Origin of the sequence: Paenibacillus sp. FSL R5-0887, assembly GCF_038002305.1 — a bacterium.
Taxonomy (GTDB): Bacteria; Bacillota; Bacilli; order Paenibacillales; family Paenibacillaceae; genus Paenibacillus_AQ; species Paenibacillus_AQ odorifer.
The window spans coordinates 577,952-596,733 of sequence record NZ_JBBOCE010000002.1; the positions used below are offsets into that span (position 1 = coordinate 577,952).

The following is an 18,782-nucleotide window of genomic DNA, read 5'->3' on the forward strand; positions in this document are numbered from 1 at the left end:
TTTACTTCACTCCTTGATTTTTTCAAGAAAAGAATTATCTGTGAGACCCACGCGGTTAATAACTGCTGAGGCTTTGTAATGGATGGGCAATGATTTAAGATAATCGTCACCCTTTTGTTGCTGCAGCTTTGCCCAAGCTTTAGGGCTGGCATGGTAGATCGATTGTCCGAATCCCATAATATCAACATTGAAACGATCATTTACATGCTCCACAGTTTTTTGCATCCGCTCTATAATCCGCTCCTCTGTTTCCTTTTCCAAACGTTTTATAGTACTTTCCGATTCCAAATTTTCTACACTTTGCACTTCTTCAATATTGCAAAGCGTCTTAACACTAAGGTAAATATGCGGCTCCCCATTAATGATTTTCACTTTGCGTTTAGTTGTAGCCTGGATCGCTTCGATTACAATGGGCTTTCCGTCTTCCCCTGCGATCGGGCCAGAATGTGCGGTTACCTTATCGTTGATATAATTGTAACCAATCGTTTCTCCCTCGGTTAGCCAACCGATCAACTTGTCTTTTTTGAACACAGCTACAGTATGGTATTCCAATCTTGCCTTAGGCATTGTTCGCTCTACATTGCTTTTGTCCTCTCCATCTTTGGGATCGCCTATAATTTTCACTCCGGTTAGCACAGGATTCTCGCCTTCAGACAATAAATTCTCAATAAAATCATCCAGCGTGACAGCGACTGTTTTTGCTGAATCTTTATAAGAATTATCCAAGGAACTAAATAATTTGTTCGCTGGTAATTTATCCATAGGTGTAAGGACATTCAAGACATTGCTAGCGGTTGTATCTCTGGCAACCATAACGTAGAAATCCATCCGGGGTTCCCGACTTCTTTTAAATACATCGAGTATCTCACCCACTCCGGTGCGGGCAAGCTCCTCCCCAATCACCAACACCCGGATATGACCGAGATAACTTGACCTAGAGCTATCCAGATTCAGCTTACGCAGCGCATCATAAAACGTAGGTACAGTAAATTTATATACAACCACTGGGACTCCACTGCCTCCCCCTCCTCCATTCGTTTGGGAGGAAATCGCAGATGGAATAACGACCTGCATCGAAACGGTATAACCTTTTTCTGCCTTGTCAATCCCTATCCCCAAGACAAAAGCTATCTCATTCAGCTCATTTCTTTCCCAACAGCCGCTTAGCACTAACGTAAATTGGAGGGCTATCATTAATCGAAGAACGCCTCTAACTAATTTTTTATTCATTTTGTTGGTTCCTTATCACTGGATGTGCTTTGACGAAACAGGTTCTGCGTCTTATTCTCAGCAGGCCTTGTCTTTAAAAACGGCCACGGAAAGCGAAAAATAGAGTCTTTTAAATCTTTGGAATTATACGGTCCGAGCGGACTCATATAAGGCATTCCGAAAGAACGCAGACTCGACAAATGCAATACGATGATGAAAATACCGAAGAGAATTCCATATAATCCGATAAATCCGGCCAAAGCTATAAGCACAAAACGGATCATCCGCGCAGCAATAGACATTCCTGTCTCCGGAATAACAAAACTAGAAATGGCTGTTAGCGATACAATAATGACCATTGCGGATGAAATAAAACCCGCTGCTACCGCGGCTTGTCCTATCACCAGCGTTCCGACAATGGAAATCGCCTGACCAATATTTTTGGGTATCCGCACCCCGGCCTCCCGCAAAATTTCATAAGTCATTTCCATGATCAGTGCCTCAATAAAAGCAGGAAAAGGAACACTCTCCCGCTGGGCAGCTAAACTGATTACAAGATTGGTCGGTATCATCTCCTGGTGATAGGTAGTAATCGCAACATACAATGAAGGGGCAAGCAAAGTAATAAAAAATGAAATAAAACGAACTAATCTCAGCAATGTTCCAATATCGGCCCTTTGGTAATAATCCTCAGCTGACTGGAAAAATGCCACAAAAAATGTGGGCACCAACAGTACAAAAGGAGTTCCATCAACAAGAATGGCCACTTTTCCTTCCAAAATACCCGCTGCAATCGTATCTGGACGATCACTGTTGTATACGGTAGGAAAAGGTGTAACTGCCGTCTCTTGAATAAACTCTTCAATATATCCACTCTCGAGAATACTGTCCGTATCTATTTTATTCAGACGGCGCTTTACCTCTTGCACCAGTTCCTTATTCGCGATGTTACTTAGATACATAATGGATACGCTGGTTTGAGTCACCCTTCCGATCTGAACGGTTTCCAGCCATAAATGGCTATCTTTGATTTTTCGCCGAACCAGTGCCGTATTCGTCCGTAAATTCTCAGTGAATCCTTCCATTGGACCCCGAACAACCGACTGTGAGCTAGGCTCCCCTACATTACGATCTTCCCAGCCTGGTAAGCCGATCCGCAGAGCGCTGGATAACCCGTCAAGCAGCAGCATTATATTACCGGACAATAAATGATGAATAAATTGGCTGTAATCGTCAATGACGGCTATATCGCCGGCTATTAATATCTGTTTCTTAATCATCTCAAACTTCTGCTCGGGAGAAAGCCCCCTCAGCTGTTCATAAGGAATGTGTTCCTGCAAGGAATACAAAATTGAATTATGCAGCACCTGAGTATCCACAAGACCATCTATGTAAACCAAAGAAATATGAGTGTTTTCTTCTATCTGCAACTCTTTTATCACTACATCAGAGCTTTCCCCCATCAATTGGTACAAATTAGCAATATTAACTTCCAACCGGCTTGATAATGTACCAATCTCCGTATCTTTCATGATGCAGCCTCCACTTCTCCATAGATAGATGAGTATAGTTTGATGTTAATTATGATAATTATTCCTTCGGATTAAAAAATCGGGATGGCATAATTCTGGTAACTACAACCATACTAAAACTAGTCCAATAAATTTGAGGGGGTATATGAGTTTGGAGAAAGATCGAATTAGTACCAATCAAATGATTATACTCGGGCTCTTCACATTTATTGGGGATATGGCGCTTGTGTATCCGGCGTTAATGATATCAGGAGCGAAACAAGATGCATGGATTGCTGCTTTGATTAGTATTCCCTTGGGTCTAGTGACCATAAAACTGCTACTCTGCTTAGCAGACCTTGAGCCGAACAAGAATATTATCGAGCTTAGCCTACAAATTTTAGGGAAATGGATCGGATCTGCTGTAGCCTTGTTCTATTTAGTGTTCTTCCTGATTGCCGCCGCCACTTACATAAGAGAAATTGAAGATTTCATGTGTACACAGATTTACGAGAAAACACCCGGTGGGGTTATTCGTTTCATGGCCATTTTCCTGCTGGTATATGGGGTACGACTTGGCCTAGAAACCTTGGGCCGGGCAGCTCAGCTTTTTTTCCCTTTATTTGCAGTTTTTTTAATCGGTCTGCTGCTCCTGCTGACCCCCGATGTCAAAATGGAACGTTTATACCCCATCTTGAACACACCAGTACCGGACATGCTTCATACCTTGATGTATGGTGTTTTTTATCCTTTTGGCGAATTGTGCGTGTTTCTAATGATATATCCTTATGCTCAGAAAAATGGCAAAACAAGCCGGGATATTTTCATAGCCTTGATCATCGGAGCTCTGGGCCTTAACCTCATCTTATTGTTTTCCCTTACCGTTCTAGGTGTTTACGCTTCTGAACATCAATTTTATGCCGCTTATATTCTTGCTCAAAAAATTAATATTGCTAATTCTCTGCAACGTATTGAAGCGCTTATGGCTACAGCATGGATTATCAGCACATACTTCAAAACTGCAGTTTATTACTATGCTTTAACCTTAGGTACAGCCCAATTATTTAAACTCAAAAGCCACCGTCCTCTGATCATCCCCACTGGATTTTTGTTATTCGGGATGTCACAGCTGATTGCCAAAGACATCATTTTCTATGTGAAGGAGATCCCCGCCTACTGGGTAGATTGGGATTTCACCTGTGCATTTGTTCTGCCGCTTATGTTGCTAGTTGTGTATAAATTTAAGAAACGCCACGCTTCTAAGGTTTAAACGACACTAGATTGTGAATAAGTGAAATTAAGATTGTAGATACGAATCCCGCTTAATGATCTAATTACGCTCCACTAAAATAATTGGGGAATTTCTCCCTGAAATTCACAAAGTGAATATTCCGCCGCCCAACCTAATGGCATAGAATACTTTGTGTGCGTAGCCCATAGTCTATTGGCTAAAGCAAGAATCCGCTTATAGCCTTTTTACTAAAAAAGAAGCTGCCTCATAAGTAGTATTCACTACTTTTAAGACAGCCTCTTTGTTCATAAGTTTCTTGTATGAAGTAACTCTATTCCTTCTTATCCAAAGAAATCGACGATGGAGTTACATCACTGACAGGTTCTTTTGCCACTTCAAAAGTGGATCCGCAGGCCGGACAAAAGCGTGCCTCGATCGCCACATTCCCACCACATGCTTTGCAATGCTTTACATCGGACAACTCAGCAATTTGCTGAAGGTTCGTCTCAATCTCCGCCTTCAATTCGAGAATACGATTAATATTAGTCTCGATTTGCTCACTTGGCAGTGGTCCTGCACCTTGAGTTACGGCTTCAAATAACAGTTTGCCCATGACCTGATACTGCTGGTCAATATCATTTTGCTTACCGTTATTTTGCAGCTTCAACCGGTTAATCTCCACCACTGTTTTTGCTTTATTCCCAGCCTCGCTTACCCCTGCTTTTACTTTGTTAAAAAAACTCATATTCAGCCCCCAATTCCGTAGTAGTCATATATAAGCATATTTCGACACCGCCAGAAGTATTCCTTTCTTTATTGTACCTAACTTCGTCCATGGTTTGTAGCCTATAACCGATTTACTAACCCTTTCCCCGCCTTCCTGCGGGAACGAACCTCGACTCAGGTCTGGTATACAAAACCGCCTCCAGGCCGTTTTTTCGCATGCAAAAAGACATTAGAATGAGTACATAAGCAAACGGGTTGCAGGATTCAATAACAATCACACCCATACGAGAGGAAGAAAACAATAAATGAAAAAATTATATCGTTCCCAAAGTGATCAGAAGATAAGTGGTTTGTGCGGAGGTCTTGCTCGTTGGTCTGGTATTGATGCTACAGTAATCCGTCTTGTTGCTGTTGCCGCAGCATTGTTCAGCTTCGGAACTGTACTTATCTTCTACGTCATCGCTAGTATCATCGTTCCTAAAGAACCTTTTAACAGCTTTTCAGATGGACATGATTTCTATTAATTAATCGTCGTTCAATACAAGCCAGCCCTAATATAGCCATAAAAAAGGAGAGATAGAACATGAGTCTATTAAAAAGAATTTCCACAATTACTAAAGCAGCCCTACACGAAGGTCTAAACAAATTAGAAAACCCGGTATTGCTGACAGGTCAGTATTTACGTGATCTTGAAAATGATATTGCTAAGGCGGAACGTAATGAGCGTGATCTGCAAGTTACAGCAAGTGTGTTGGAACGCCGCAAGCAAGAATATACTCAGTTAGTAGAGCAAAGTGAAGCCGAAGCCGTTCAAGCAGTTGAGCAAGGAAATGAAGAAAGAGCTCGCCTGGCACTCATAGCCAAGTTACGGTACGTGGAACAGCTGGAAGAGTCCATAAATAGCCAAGTACAAACTAAGCAATCCCTGGCAGAGCTTGAGATCAATATCGCTAGAGCTAAAGAAGAGCGTGAACATCTCAAAGCGAAAAGAACTGAGCTTATCGCTCGCGCTCAACAAGCCACAGAAACACTCCACTCAGCTCCACGTAGTTCTACGAAAGGTCTACATGTAGGATCAGCTTCGCAAGGCTTCGAACGTATGGAAGAGAAGATTTTCGAGTGGGAAGCATTGGCGGAAAACTCCAAAAATAAATTCAATACAGGTACAGGAATAAGTCCTTCCCTCGATCCTAACCTGCGTAGCGCTGTTGACATCGAAATCGAGCGAATCCGCAACCGTAAAACTAACACTGAAGTAAACACTGAGAAAAAATAAATAGGACAATAAACCCCTTATTACTCAGCTATTGTGCTGAATAAGGGGTTTGTTTTTTACTTCTTTTCATCCCGCGAATCCATTTTTTCGTTTCCGGATCCACGCGATAAGACTCCGTGATTTTCTGCAAAGCCTTGTTGTAAGTGAAATCATCTAAGCTGTTGTTTCTCAAATAACTCATCGTAGGCTCTGGCAATTTCACATAACAAATCGAAAGCGCCCAAGAAACCGCCATTTTTACATAATAGCCTTCATGACTGACCTTATCGAGCAATGGTAAAATCCGGCTGATATACGTTTCTTCAATAAAGAAATTAAGCAGCATTACCACAGCAAATCGGATCTCATATTCTTTATCTGATGATAAGTACGGCATTATAAACTCCCATACCCGTTCTTTATTCTTTACGGTAAACTTCAGGCCTGTGCAAAAGCTATCGCATACCGACCAGTTATCGATTCTGGGAATAAAGTCAGCGATATAACGTAGGATTTCTTCAAGATCTGTCTTCACGTAGCCAAGCACCATACCTTGCAGCATCACTTCTTCAAAATAATCTGTCTCGGCATGCTCCAAATAGGCTCTCCAATCACCCTTTGCAATGATTTTGGCAAGCTTGCGCAGTTCCGGTAGCCTGACGCCTATAACATTATCTATCGTCGGAATTAAGGCCGCAGAAAACTTTTGGTAGTCCACATCTGCCAAATTCAATAGCTGTTCTCTTATTGTTTTTTCCATAGTAGTACTCCTTACCCGTCCATTATTCAAATGAAATTTCCCATAAATATATAGAAGCCACAGAACCCAAAGGAGAATAGTTTAGCCGGTATTGTTCAAATTGATCTTTGGTAAGCTTATCAAGTCCATACAGCTTCTTCATCCCCCGACGAATCGCAATATCTCCCCAGCTGACCACATCCCGTCGTTCCATAGAATGGATTAACATCATTTCTGCCGTCCACTTGCCAATGCCCTTTAACGTCATAAGTTTTTGTATAACCTCTTGATCTGATAACCCAGGCAATTCCTCCAGCTTAAAATCACCCTGAGCGACCAAATTGGAAATCTCATGGATACATAGTGCCTTTTTCATCGTCATCCCACAGCTTTGAATCTCATCCGCCGTATGTAAGGCTAACTGCTGCGGAGTGATGTCTCCGAACTGAGCCAACATTCTGTTCCAAATGGTCCGAACCGCTTTTACTGAAATAAGCTGTCCTACTATAGCATAGATAAGCGCAGTAAAAAGATCTGGTATAATTACACGTTCCACTCTGCCCATCCGTGCCATAGCTGCGCCAAGTACTGGATCCACACTTCGGAGATAATCTATGTCTTCTTGCCCATAATCAAAAAACTTAGTAATTACGCTGCTCAAAGTGTTTCCTCCCGTATCTGATAGGGATGACCCTAATCCTAATATACAATACCTATTTGGCAGTGTACGGATTGTTGAATAGAATAGCAAGATAGCGAAACTAAAAAAGCCATAATACCTCCTAAGATAGGTGGTTATGGCCTATAGTAACGCACAGGCTTATTCATTTTCAGTAATGTATTTTTATGTTCGCAGGATTCTTTTTTCTTTCGCTGCGCTTAGCCACAAGGGGAATTCATTCAGCAGCTGATCATATAGATCTTCATCAGTCACCTTTTCAATGTTGTCCAGATGAATAAAATTGGCGTTATCCACCAAACGGCCCTTCATCGTATCAAGTTGCTTCAATACTTCAAAATCCGAGTTACCGATTCCGACAAACTGCCAGAAAATCGGTTGGACCGAAGCAGCCATAATCACATTTTTAGTGGATTTCACTACACCACCATCGTTAATAAATATGATAAATACTGGTGTAGAATCGGGTTCTTCCTCCGTATATTTTTTAATGATATCCTCCATTACTGGCGGTTCATTATTGCGGCCAAACTTATGAATGGTACGATTATTTAAAATATGTGTAAACACATATCTTCCTAATTCCTGCTCTGTCACTGGTGGCAGCCGGCTAAACTCCGTATCGTACACCCAAACATCTAACGATTGGTTATCATCAAATTTGCAGGCAACGGCTAATATACGCTCAACTACTTCTTGAACGGTTCCATTATTATAGAGATTTCTCATAGATCCTGTAATATCCAGAACAACGCCTACCCTTGCGATGACTCCTGTCAGATTCTTTTTTTCTAAGGTAATCTGAACAATTTTTTTACGTAAATCAATAGAGGACAGTACATTCTTCTCTTCATAACGGATCGTCTCTAAAGGCAGGGATAACTCAGCTGTGGCCGCTACCTCAGGGTTCCCTTCGTCTTCTTCAATAACGAGCCCATAGTTTGTACATAACGCAGCCAATCCTCCCTCAAAGCCACTACCAATCGCACTGAATTTCCACTCTGGGCCATAGCGATATAGCTCTCCAACCACAATAGCTGTCTCCGTCGACAGGTCAGAGCCATACTCGAAAACGAATAATTCCTCACCGCTAGCAGCATCCACTAAGCGTAGATAAGGAGAGGTTACTTGCTTCATAGAGTGTCCTAATTTTTCTCCTTCATAGATCGTTAAAGTTAAAGCTATTCTAGTAATATCCTTAGGAAGTCGAGAAAGTGTAATGGCGATAGCTTCTTTATCCCCTAGTTGTAAGACAGAATGAGTTACAGCTTCGTCTATAGACAACGGATTACCATAAAAGATAAAGTTCTCATCGCGTTCGCAACGGTTCTGCTCTGACAGTAAAAAAGCAGCAGAGTCTATGCCAATTCTAGTATCAGCAGTCATCCACCCAAATTTCAGCAAAAGCTTGTTCACATTTCTCCCTTTCGTAATATCCACCTTTTGCCCCTTTATAAGCCGCACTCTATCATCTCCTTATTTTTACTGAACAGCTCATTGTGATTCACTAGATTGTATTTATCATTTTACTACTTTAATATGAAACGTATATATGATAGATAAGGAGCTTTACGAATGGACTTTATAGCAATTGACTTTGAGACCGCGAACTCCAGTCGATCCAGTGCATGTGCCTTGGGACTTGTGGAAGTTAAAGCTGGAAATATAACCGCAGAACATTCTTGGCTAATTGACCCGCAGCAGCGGTTTGATGGCATGAACATTTCGATACACGGCATCACGCCATCAATGGTAATCGGGCAACCTACTTTTCAAGAGCTGTGGCCCACCGTTGAACCGTTACTACACGGACAAATCGTCGTGGCGCATAATGCTGCTTTTGATATGAGTGTCCTGCGTTATTGTCTCGATGGAATGTCCCTGAGCTACCCAAGCTTTCAATACTTATGTACCTATTTATTAGGCAAAAAAATGCTGCCCGACCTGCCCTCCCATAAACTTAATGTAGTCTCCGAGTTTTTCGGCATTACGCTAAAGCACCATGATGCCTTAGATGACGCACGCGCAGCCGCTGCAATTCTAGTAAAACTTATGGAGCAGGAGGAGCACTATGATCCTCTATTGCTCTCTGCCAGTCAAGGATATACTAGCGGAACGATGTTTGCCGGCGGGTATACCCCATTTTCCACTCGCGCGAAAAAGCCTGCTAAGAAACAAGGCACTAAACATAAACCCTCCATTTATAGCAGCCGCGCCACTTTGTCCAAATAACCAAAGAACATCAAAAACCCCCAACCAGCTCCTTTCTGCTGATTGGGGGTTTGGTTTTACAGGGTATCTCTTAAATCTTCAAACGATACACAGCCTTATTCTCTAGACCTCTGATGAACGGTGTCCATTCCTCGGTCTCCGGTGTGGTATCCAAAGCATCCTCCACCATTTGCAGCTTCGCATCCATCGCATCGATATGATGCAGAGCGACTGCCTCAGCTGTCTGTGGCTGAACAGGACTACCCCATTCGCCCAAATTATGATGTGACAATACGAGATGCTGTAACGCCATAACCTTTTCCGAATTCAAATCAATATCTAAACGGATAGCCGCTTCCGTGATCCAGTTAGACGCCATCGAGATATGGCCAATCAACTTGCCCTGAACGCTGTATTCCGAGACAATCCCAAGCTGGGAGACCATCTCCTCCGGCTTCGCGATATCATGCAGAATGATTCCTGCCTTCATTAGATCTGGATTCAAGAACGGACGCTGCTTGCACAGAAAATCACCAATCTCCAGCATACGCACCATATGATAAGCAAGTCCGGCAAAATAAGCATGATGATGTGTTTTGGCTGCCGGATAATGCATCAATTTCTCTTCCACTTTACCCACACAAAAAGAGACAATCGAAGCAATTTCCGGATCTGAAATACTTGCCATAACCCCTTTAATCGTATGAATAAGGTCTACTGGACGAATTGGGGCAGAACGGATGAAATCCGTAAGTGCAACACCATCCTCATCGTTAACCAACCTGATTTTAGTAATTTTTATTTGTAATTTCTCACGATAAGTATGAGCAATCCCGCGTACCTTCACAAGCGCCATAGGAAAAAAAGTTTCTTTATCGGTTGTGCTGGCATCCCAATATTTCGCAGATAATTGTCCAGTGGAATCCCCCAGAACGATGTCAAAATAATCTTTTGGAGGAGTGCCGTTCGTTTGTTTAATTGCCAGCTCTCTTAAAAGATAAAAGCCAACAAATTCATCTTGTGGAGCGAGCTGTTTAATTTGTGTCATGTTGGAGCCTCCTATTAATAACAGGCTTTTGGCCTGCTCTCTATATTAAACTTTAGACACTCACCTCCAAAATCCCTTTAAATCACTATACGATCTATTTTCATATTTATGTACAAGCCAAGAATATTTGAAAAAGGAGGCTACTCCCCGGCCATATTCTGGCACTGGAATATCCTCCTTTTATTATAAAACGATAATTATTTACCAGCCGATTCAAGCGCTGATTTAATAGCTTCTACCGCTTTAGCGGATATTTCTTTCTCTGCATCATTTTTTCCGAAGGCTGCTGGACGGTAACCATATTTGTGCAGGCTGTATCCGGTCGATGTCGACTCGATTTCACCTTTCACTGCCAGCTCCGCGTCCGTTAACTGATTGATTGTTCTTACACTTCCGTTTTTATCCAAATAATAAACAAGCATTTTGACAGGAACACCGTACTCTACATTCACCATAACATTTACAAGCTTATCGGCACTTACACCAATGAAGATTCCATCGAAATAAGCCGCTTTATTAGCTTCTACAACCTCAGCTTTTCCGTATGCTCTATCCACCGCAGTCTTCAAAGCCACGCTGCTGCTGGTTGCACCAGACACAGCATCTACTTCCTGCACACCTTCTCTAGTCCCTGCTGCGAGGAAGCTAGCCGTCAACTGAGGAATTGCTTTTACCACCTCAGGATAAGCAGCGTTCCCTCTATCTACAAGGTTCATTCCTACACGGTACAAGGCTACATTTACGATTTTGCCGTTACGCAGGGTAACGTCCGCTCTGTTCGTTCCTTTATCATAAGCATCACCAAATGCAGTAAAGGTTCCGTCTTTATAGGTTCCTTGGACTTTGGATGCATTGTTCAAAGCATCTGTCAGTGCTGCTTTAGCTGCTGCCGACAATGCTTCTTGGCCTGTAATATCGGCCATTTGCACACCTTTTTCTAACAGCCCGGATGTGAGTGTAGCTACCCATCCTTTTTGTTCTGCACTCAGTTTATCGTCAGCAATCAGCTTGCCGTCAGCTCCAAACAGACTTACTTTAATGCCTGTTACCGCATCTGCATCAACATCAACTAGCAGCAGTACTTTTGATTGGTTATCTACTCCGGCAAATTTGCCGTCAAAATATTGACCTTCAGCAGGAACCTTCAGCGCTTTCTCAAATGCTCTTTCTACAGCTTGGTTCCAGCTGTGACTGCTTTCCGTAGCTCCGGAAATTCCGTCAACCTTTTCATCATAGTTAGCGATATATGAACCATTCGCTAGCAGCTTAGCTGTCATAGGAGCATTTGCTTTTACTACTTCCGCATAAGCTGTTGCCCCTCTGTCAATCAGGTTGTTGCCAAGTCTAAACAGCTTCACATCAACCAACTTACCGTTGCGAATCACGATGTCGGCTCTTTCAACGCCAACACTTCTTGCCGTACCATAAGAGGAATAGAATCCGTCTACATAAGCAGATGTATTGTTGATTATTGCATTCTGCTCAGCATCCCAGAAAGCGTTAATCGCTGCTATAAAGTCGGCTTCAAGACCTGCAACAGGCTGTGCCTCTGTTCCTTTGGCCAGCAAGGCTGGAGCTATAGCTGCAACCGCTGCCGCTTGCTCAGCTGTGTAAGCTTTCTCCTCAATGAAATCACCAGCGCTGTTCATAGGATACACTTTAACATCTGTAAGCTTGTTGGATTCGTAGGTCGCGAATACAGAATATTTACCTGTAGGATCTACGCCCATATGAACTCCATCAAAGTAAACGGCATTTGTATCTTTCACTGTCAGAGCTCTTTCAAACGCTCTATCTACAGACAATTTCCAGCCATTACTGGAGCGGGTAGCTCCCGAAACAGCATCAACTGCCGCTGCTCCATCTCTTGTTTTGCCAAGCAATCTATCCTTCATCAATCCATAAGCTTGCCATAAAGCACTATAATTGTTACGAGCATCTCTATCAATCAGCTTAGGACTGGTTCTCAAAAGCTCAATGCTAGTAATTTTACCATCTTTAATTTCGATCTTGGCACCTTCCGTGCCTTTGGAGTATGCATCGCCATAAGCTACGTAAACTCCATCTTGGTATACGTTTTCATTAACTGTAACAGGCTTTGCTGTAGCCACAGGCTTAACAGTTTCCGCCGGTACTACTGTCGCTGCTGGTGCAGCGGTTGCTTTTGGGGTTGCTACTGGTGCTGCTGTAGCTTTTGGGGTTGCTGCTGGTTTGGCTGTTGCCTTTGGTGTTGCTGTTGGTTTTGCCGTTGGCTTTGGCGTTGCTGTTGGTTTTGCCGTTGGCTTTGGTGTTGCTACTGGTTTTGCCGTTGCTTTTGGTGTTGCTGCTGGTTTTGCCGTGGGTTTTGCTGTTGGTTTTGCTGCCGGTGCATCCGCTTCTTCGGAGGCTGCCGATACTGCATCCACCTTCAAGTTTACAGCAGGCACATTAAGTGTGTAAGCAAACGGCGCTAACAATATAGCCGCGCTAACCGTTAAAGAAATTAGTTTTTTCAATGAAAATTCTCCTTTACCAAACCCCAGTGATATGTAGCTTTTTGTTAACCAAACCTTTTTCCTACGATGCCCCTTCTCTTCTTATGAAGCATAACTTCTCTCTTCATAAGAACTCATCCCCCCTCTCATGCCTTTACACGCTCGATTTTCAATAAAAAATAGCTTGAATCTATTTCATTTCTTCCTTTTAACACAAAGCGTATAAAAGGTGAAATAATTCACATGAGTTACTATAAAAACACTTACACCCGTTTTCCATCAATTTCTGGTTTGATACTACCAGACCTTTCTGCGGTTCTTCTGTATCGAAAATCACACACCCTATAAGAAACATCACTATTTGCGATTAAATTTAATTTATACGCGCAAAGTGATCTCAATAACTGTGCATTCAAGGCTAGCTATGCTATTTTAGAACGATCTCTTATATGGGAAAGGAGTTCTGTGCTTTGAGCAAACAGCCACCTATTGGAGTTATACTCGCCCAAATCGGCACCCCTACTGCACCAACTGCAAAAGCTGTACGGCCTTATCTGAAACGTTTTTTATCAGATCGCCGAATCATAGATTATTCTCCTCTGCTGTGGCAGCCTTTGCTGCGAGGTGTCATTCTGCGTTCACGTCCACGCCGGTCCGCTGAGCTGTACAGTCAAATATGGACAACCGAAGGATCACCATTGCTCTTTCACTCTTTAGCTCAGCAATCTGGATTACAAGAACTGCTGGGTCCACGGTATCAGGTAGAGCTTGGATTGGCTTATAGCGAACCCAGCATGGAGCAAGCGATGGCGAAATTCGACACCGCCGGAGTTACCCGAATTATCATTGTGCCGCTGTTTCCGCAATATTCGTCCACGACTACCGCGTCCGTATTCGATCAGGCCAGCTTTGCAGCCTTAGGTCGCCAAAGCTCCACTGGACCTGTAACTAAACGTCTGATTCCGGCTCTAAGATTTATTGATGCCTACTATAATGAGCCCGGTTATATTTCAGCCTTGAAGTCACACCTACTGCGTCAAATGGAGATTCTGAGCAAAGAACCTGATTATTTTGTACTGACCTTCCATGGGATTCCCAAACGGTATGCGGATACCGGCGATCCCTACCCGCAGCAATGTATGGAAACCGCGCATCTTCTTGCTTCTGCTATGAATTGGGAGCCCGAACGCTGGCAGCTTAGTTTTCAATCACGTTTCGGACGAGAAGAATGGGTAGGACCCTCTACTGCGGATGTTCTGGGAGAGCTTGCCGGACGAGGAATACGTAAGCCTCTGATTTTTTCACCGGGTCTTGTGACCGATTGTCTGGAAACGCTGCATGAGCTAGCCATAGAAGGACGAGAACAATTCGAGGCTGGTGGAGGACAAGCAGAGGAATTTATGGCAATCCCCTGTTTGAATGACCATGAGGATTGGCTTGATTTTTTGGCTGAACATGTAGAAAAAAACGCCCAAGGATGGTAAATCAAAAAAAACCGTCTTGTCCACAGATCATTTCTGTTGCAGACAAGACGGTTATCTATATCAATTGTTAAGCATGAAGAATCGAAAGGATACTTATGCTGTAAGCTGCTTATATTTCGTAGTCAGTTCATGGAACCACTGCTTGTCCTGCAAGGTCAACGCAAAATCAATCAGCTCGGCAATCTCACTCGGCTGTAAATCTGCTGAGTCATTAAAGGATACTTCAGCCGTAGCTGTAGCTGCGCCATTCCCATCCTCTGCGTAATCATAAGAAAAACATAACTTAATGTCACTTTCCAGAAATTCATTACGAAGGAAATATAATACCTCACACATTAACACAGGTCTAACATGATCATCAAAGACACATTCCATAACCTTTGCCCAATATTGCTGGTTGTTGAGGTGTAACTTATCATTAGTTAAGAGATATTTCTCACCCTGAAAATCGGTGACAAATCTCAGTTCAAGCGGCTTCATCTTAAAAATAGTAGCAATTTGCTTCATGCTAATATTCAAAATATCTTGCGTTTCTAGTCTGATCATCTCTCCATGCACCTCGTCCCTCTTAGTTGGGTTATTCGAAACCTGCCATTATCTATAATTCTTTATATGCCATTAATGTAAAATTAACTCCATTAATTCACTTTAATTTTATCTAATTTAACATTATTATCGTCACCTGACTATGCTTTATTTATATTTTTTTAGGATTTTGCTCAGAAAAATGTTTCATTCTCTAAAAATCTGTTTAATATTATTGTTCATTACAATAAGATGTATAAAGATTACGCATCATGTGAAGCTTTTGCTTTCTTATATTTAAACAAAAAAAACTGTTCTGAAGGGTCATTACGACCTCAGAACAGTTTTTTGCATTAGGATTATACTTCAGTTAATTTACTTAAACAAACAATGGCACTAACTGTATTCCCTCGGGTGAAATCCGCACGAGTCCTTTATCTGTGATACGTAACGTTGGGATAACCGCCAAAGCAAGCAGCGATAAAGTCATAAACGCGTAATTCAAAGTACAGCCGGCATCATACAACGCTTTGCTGATCGCAGCTGATTTCTCAGCAGCAATTTCAAATGGCTCTGTAGACATTAGGCCTGCAATGGCCAACGGGAATAACGTTTCTCCACTAGATGTAATTACGGCGACCCCACCCTGAGCGTCTGCCACCGCGTTCGCAGCTTTGGCCATTAGCTCATTATCATTGCCGATGACGAGTACATTATGACTATCATGAGCAACAGTCATTGCGATAGCAGCCGGTTCTTTAAAACCGATGCCTTCCACAACAGCCACTGATTTATTTCCTGTTCCTTTATGCCGTTCGAGCACAGCGATTTTACATAGACCCTCTACAGCATTTACATCCAGCTGCCCTGCTACTACAGGTACCGAAACCATACGTTCAATGGTCTCCACATGATTTTCTCTTACTTTAATAACTCTTGTAGTAAGTTCACCTGTTTCAATTGGAGCCGCGATAATAAAATCTTCGGCGGTAGGACGCTGCGGCAAATGAACCGAAGCCAAAACTTCCTCTGGATATGAGAATTTAGCAAGCTCTGCCGTCATCACACCGTTTTCGGCAACGACTACACCAGCAGCAATCGTAAGTACCACACGAACATCGGCCAAATTCCCGTCCAGCAGAATAATATCCGCAAAAGAACCTGGAGTAATAGATCCGATATCCTGAGACAACCCAAAACGCTCTGCCGTATTAATAGTTGCCATTTGGAAGGCTGTTACTGGCTTCACGCCTTGAGCAATCGCATGGCGAACAACGAAATCCATATGACCTTCGTCCCGTAACGATTCCGAGCTGCGGTCGTCAGTTACCAGCATCATGCGACGCGGATCAAGTCCACGCTCTGTATGAGCGGTGATGGTCTTGGCAACATCATGCCAAGCCGAGCCCCGGCGCATTTTGGCATACATCCCCAGTCGAATGCGCTCAATCACATCGTCTGCTGTCACACACTCATGATCACCAGTCACCCCTGCCGCAGCATACACTGGCAGTCTCCAGTCGCTGGAAGGCCATGTGAAATGACCGTCAACAAATCTGCCTGCCCGCAGCGTAGCTTGAATCTCTCCAAGCATTTTCTCATCGCCGTAAACAACGCCAGGGAAATTCATCACTTCGCCCAGAGCAATCACATCTTTGCCCCACGTAAAAGCTTCGGCAACTTCTTCAGGACCAATTGAGGCACCCGTTGTCTCGAATTCCGCACCTGCCGCAGGCACACAAGAAGCCACCTGCATGTAAGCAGCTAACGGCGTCCCCCGCATCTCATCCAGCATCAATTGAATACCCTTCAGCCCGAATACATTAGCAATCTCATGTGCATCAAAGAAACCACCTGTTGTGCCAAGCGGCAGAACAGCGCGGGAAAATTCAGTAACGGTTAGCTGGGTGCTCTCAATATGGCAGTGGCCATCGAGCAATCCCGGAGCTATATACTTGCCGTTCGCATCAATAACTTGCGTTCCTTCGCCAATCATATGTGTCACATCTTTACCAACATAAGCAATTCGTCCACCTTGAACACCAACAGACATTCCTTCTAGAATTTCACCAGAGCATACGTTGACCAGCTTTCCACCTGTAATTACCAGTGTTGCCGGTTTATCGCCTCTTGCCGTAGCCACAAGCTCAGGTACACAATCCGCTAAAGGCTTTCTTGTAAAAGTTGTCATCTTCATCTCTCCCCCGTTAGTATCCAAGTGTTGTCTTGATGTAGTGAATAGATCCGTAATCATAGAGGATTGCCTAACTATTAAGCCTAGGATAATATAGTTGCGCAGGTCTGTATTTGTAAGAAAAAACGGCTCAATCATCCCTGTAGATGATAGCCGTTTACTTATTCCCAAAGATTGTCCGAACCATCCGGACATGCCCCTGTTTTTACTCTCCCGCCATCCGCTCTATTCCAACGATTATCTTACTTTTGCCTCATATACGTCAAGTGCTGCCTGAACCCCAAACCCGCAAGGCCCCTTAAATCCATGACGCTGTAATGCGGCTTCCAGCGCTCCAAGCAGCCGCAACACGTTATTCTCACGACAGCTAAAACCCATCGTACCGATGCGCCAGATCCTTCCCTTTAACGGTCCAAAAGAACTGGCAATTTCAATTCCGAACCGCCCCAGCAGCAGCGAACGGACAGCTTCCCCATCTATCCCCTCAGGGATGAGCACACAGGTAACAACAGTAAGCTTGCAGGAAGGATCCCCGTATAGTTCTAAACCCATAGCTGTTAATCCAGCTACAAGTGCTTTTTCATGGAGGATATGTCTGGCGAATCGGGCATCCAGCCCTTCTTCAAGGGTAAGCCGCAAGCCCTCCCGCAGTGCATAAAGCATTGAGGTCATCTCTGTATGATGATTGAGACGTTGGGGACTCCAGTAATCCTGAAGCATGCTGAGATCGAAATAATTGCTGCGGACAAAAGATAAGTCACCTGGCTGTACATCACTTGTTCTAATCCCGCGTTCTACTCGTTTTCGGGTCATGAGCTTAGCTTCAGCACGATCATTATACGTTATCGGTGCCATTCCGGAAGGGACGGACAGGCATTTCTGTGTACCACCAACGACGGCATCCAACATCCAAGCATCTGTCTCGACAGGAATGCCCCCAATGGTTGCAACTGCATCGACTATGAATAAAGCATCCATCCGGCGGCAAGCTCCACCAATTTCCGAGAGTGGCTGCACACGTCCTGTAGAGGTCTCCCCATGAACCATTGCCACCACATGTGGCTTAAAAGTCTCCATAGCTGCTATCACTTCATCCGGCTCAAACACACTCCCCCATGGCTTTTCCAACACGAACACCTCAGCGCCACATCTTTCAGCAATCTCATGCAATAGATGTCCGAAGCGGCCAAAGATCGGAATCAGCACACGCTCACCCGGCAGGATCAAACTAACCATCACGGCTTCAATTCCAGCACGGGAGGTACCATCGATAGGGTAAGCCCATGAATTACGAGTAGCAAACAGCTCCCGCAGCATTTCCATCGTTTCATTCATAATAGAGGTGAACTCTGGATCAAACTGACCCAGCACCGGAAAAGACATCGCCCGCAGTACACGCGGATCTACCTCGACCGGACCTGGAGTCATAATACAGCGTTGGGACGGCGACAAATCTTCGTAACGCTTCATGATGATCCTCCCTTAAAAGTTCGGCG

Annotated in this window: 16 protein-coding genes and 1 pseudogene; 5 read left to right on the plus strand and 12 right to left on the minus strand. The window is 43.6% G+C overall.

Translation table 11 applies throughout. From position 1 onward, the window contains the following. Nucleotides 1-6: 6 nt before the first annotated feature. Nucleotides 7-1,230 carry a Ger(x)C family spore germination protein gene (locus MKY14_RS20385; protein WP_076125410.1) on the minus strand — a complete coding sequence of 408 codons (1,224 nt, stop codon included), beginning with the start codon at nucleotides 1,228-1,230 and terminating at the stop codon, nucleotides 7-9. Further along, nucleotides 1,227-2,741, minus strand: coding sequence for a spore germination protein (locus MKY14_RS20390; protein ID WP_076282262.1), 1,515 nt, complete (start codon nucleotides 2,739-2,741; stop codon nucleotides 1,227-1,229). Before MKY14_RS20390 ends, MKY14_RS20385 begins: the two co-directional genes overlap by 4 nt. Before the next feature lie 145 nt (nucleotides 2,742-2,886). Between MKY14_RS20390 and MKY14_RS20395 the strand changes: the two genes are divergently transcribed. After that, complete coding sequence (locus MKY14_RS20395; protein WP_340393534.1) at nucleotides 2,887-3,990, plus strand: GerAB/ArcD/ProY family transporter; 1,104 nt, start codon at nucleotides 2,887-2,889, stop codon at nucleotides 3,988-3,990. Nucleotides 3,991-4,282: 292 nt separating this feature from the next. On the opposite strand, the gene MKY14_RS20400 is transcribed toward MKY14_RS20395, so the two are convergent. Next, nucleotides 4,283-4,696 (minus strand): zinc ribbon domain-containing protein, encoded by a 414-nt coding sequence (locus MKY14_RS20400; protein WP_036679993.1) that lies wholly within the window; start codon nucleotides 4,694-4,696, stop codon nucleotides 4,283-4,285. A gap of 286 nt (nucleotides 4,697-4,982) precedes the next feature. Between MKY14_RS20400 and MKY14_RS20405 the strand changes: the two genes are divergently transcribed. Together MKY14_RS20405 and MKY14_RS20410 are read left to right on the plus strand one after the other, a co-directional pair. Further along, the gene (locus tag MKY14_RS20405) at nucleotides 4,983-5,201 is read left to right on the plus strand and encodes a PspC domain-containing protein (protein WP_038569266.1); all 219 of its coding nucleotides are present in this window, start codon (nucleotides 4,983-4,985) and stop codon (nucleotides 5,199-5,201) included. Nucleotides 5,202-5,260: 59 nt separating this feature from the next. Further along, a complete protein-coding gene (locus tag MKY14_RS20410; protein ID WP_340977202.1) occupies nucleotides 5,261-5,953 on the plus strand; it encodes a PspA/IM30 family protein in 693 nt (230 codons plus the stop codon). Nucleotides 5,954-5,981: 28 nt separating this feature from the next. On the opposite strand, the gene MKY14_RS20415 is transcribed toward MKY14_RS20410, so the two are convergent. From MKY14_RS20415 to MKY14_RS20430, 4 genes and pseudogenes are all read right to left on the minus strand, one after another. Continuing rightward, on the minus strand, nucleotides 5,982-6,692 hold the full coding sequence (locus MKY14_RS20415; RefSeq protein ID WP_076185389.1) for a DNA alkylation repair protein: 711 nt from the start codon (nucleotides 6,690-6,692) through the stop codon (nucleotides 5,982-5,984). Nucleotides 6,693-6,714: 22 nt separating this feature from the next. Next, entirely contained in the window at nucleotides 6,715-7,332 is a 618-nt protein-coding gene (locus MKY14_RS20420) for a DNA-3-methyladenine glycosylase family protein (protein WP_076309623.1), read from the minus strand. Nucleotides 7,333-7,515: 183 nt separating this feature from the next. Further along, the gene (locus tag MKY14_RS20425) at nucleotides 7,516-8,187 is read right to left on the minus strand and encodes a vWA domain-containing protein (protein ID WP_248547966.1); all 672 of its coding nucleotides are present in this window, start codon (nucleotides 8,185-8,187) and stop codon (nucleotides 7,516-7,518) included. 111 nt (nucleotides 8,188-8,298) lie between these two features. Next, nucleotides 8,299-8,814, minus strand: a pseudogene (locus tag MKY14_RS20430) (TerD family protein); the annotation flags it as partial. A gap of 111 nt (nucleotides 8,815-8,925) precedes the next feature. On the opposite strand from MKY14_RS20430, the gene MKY14_RS20435 reads away from it, so the two are divergent. Next, nucleotides 8,926-9,582 (plus strand): 3'-5' exonuclease, encoded by a 657-nt coding sequence (locus tag MKY14_RS20435; RefSeq protein ID WP_076125424.1) that lies wholly within the window; start codon nucleotides 8,926-8,928, stop codon nucleotides 9,580-9,582. Between the two features lie 70 nt (nucleotides 9,583-9,652). On the opposite strand, the gene MKY14_RS20440 is transcribed toward MKY14_RS20435, so the two are convergent. Further along, on the minus strand, nucleotides 9,653-10,609 hold the full coding sequence (locus MKY14_RS20440; protein WP_036680004.1) for a 3'-5' exoribonuclease YhaM family protein: 957 nt from the start codon (nucleotides 10,607-10,609) through the stop codon (nucleotides 9,653-9,655). 197 nt (nucleotides 10,610-10,806) lie between these two features. Further along, entirely contained in the window at nucleotides 10,807-13,104 is a 2,298-nt protein-coding gene (locus MKY14_RS20445) for an FMN-binding protein (protein WP_076185392.1), read from the minus strand. A gap of 449 nt (nucleotides 13,105-13,553) precedes the next feature. Here MKY14_RS20445 and hemH point away from each other — a divergent pair, with 449 nt between their 5' ends. Beyond that, on the plus strand, nucleotides 13,554-14,567 hold the full coding sequence (hemH, locus tag MKY14_RS20450; RefSeq protein WP_175617361.1) for a ferrochelatase: 1,014 nt from the start codon (nucleotides 13,554-13,556) through the stop codon (nucleotides 14,565-14,567). Between the two features lie 93 nt (nucleotides 14,568-14,660). On the opposite strand, the gene MKY14_RS20455 is transcribed toward hemH, so the two are convergent. From MKY14_RS20455 to MKY14_RS20465, 3 genes are all read right to left on the minus strand, one after another. Beyond that, nucleotides 14,661-15,113: an IDEAL domain-containing protein gene (locus MKY14_RS20455; RefSeq protein WP_076125508.1), complete on the minus strand. Its 453-nt coding sequence runs from the start codon at nucleotides 15,111-15,113 to the stop codon at nucleotides 14,661-14,663. A 358-nt stretch (nucleotides 15,114-15,471) separates the two neighbouring features. Beyond that, nucleotides 15,472-17,283 (minus strand): adenine deaminase, encoded by a 1,812-nt coding sequence (locus MKY14_RS20460; RefSeq protein WP_376747841.1) that lies wholly within the window; start codon nucleotides 17,281-17,283, stop codon nucleotides 15,472-15,474. A 240-nt stretch (nucleotides 17,284-17,523) separates the two neighbouring features. Further along, a complete protein-coding gene (locus MKY14_RS20465) occupies nucleotides 17,524-18,756 on the minus strand; it encodes a pyridoxal-phosphate-dependent aminotransferase family protein (RefSeq protein ID WP_312148660.1) in 1,233 nt (410 codons plus the stop codon). Nucleotides 18,757-18,782: the final 26 nt, after the last annotated feature.